Genomic DNA, 526 nt, shown 5'->3' with positions numbered 1-526 from the left:
TAATGAATTTGCGCGAAACTATCAGCATACCTGATAACTCTGAAATTCTTGATGAAGTTCTTAAATACAGGGCGACTGACAACAGCTTAATCTTATTTATTGCAGGTGGTGCGGACGACTATTCATTAGACAGAGAGGCGATATTTGCGCATATCTCTGAATACGGCTGGACGCAACACATACCATTGATTGATGATAACAGCTGGCTACTGTATAAAAATTGACTAACCTTTCAACGTATGCTATAGATTGAATATGTTTTTTGGACGTAAAAGAAAGCGCAGACGCTCTAGGGCTAGACTTCGCCTGCCCCGTAGCCCACGTGGTGTAATCGTTGCGCTGATGATTGCGGCGTTGTCATATCTTGGCATAAATGTGCCGTTAATAAGACCATTTTTATACCCCGTTGCTGACTATATATACGACAATATCGTAAAGAGGTTCAACCCGCACTCAGCAGGCAATGTTATACGCATATCTGACGGCGATACATTAGTTGTGCGTAAAGCTGACGGTGGCGAACTAA

Annotated in this window: 2 protein-coding genes; both read left to right on the top strand. The window is 42.6% G+C overall.

Translation table 11 applies throughout. From position 1 onward, the window contains the following. Positions 1 to 224, top strand: a 224-nt coding sequence (locus AC1MDJ_RS08555) for a hypothetical protein (protein WP_479690481.1), incomplete at its 5' end; no start/stop codon positions are given. Positions 225 to 255: 31 nt separating this feature from the next. Then, positions 256 to 526 (top strand): hypothetical protein (locus AC1MDJ_RS08550; protein ID WP_479690480.1); only part of this gene is annotated, 271 nt, incomplete at its 3' end.

It is taken from the genome of Candidatus Termitispirillum reticulitermitis (assembly GCF_054655775.1).
This window is presented reverse-complemented; position numbering and strand designations above follow the sequence as displayed.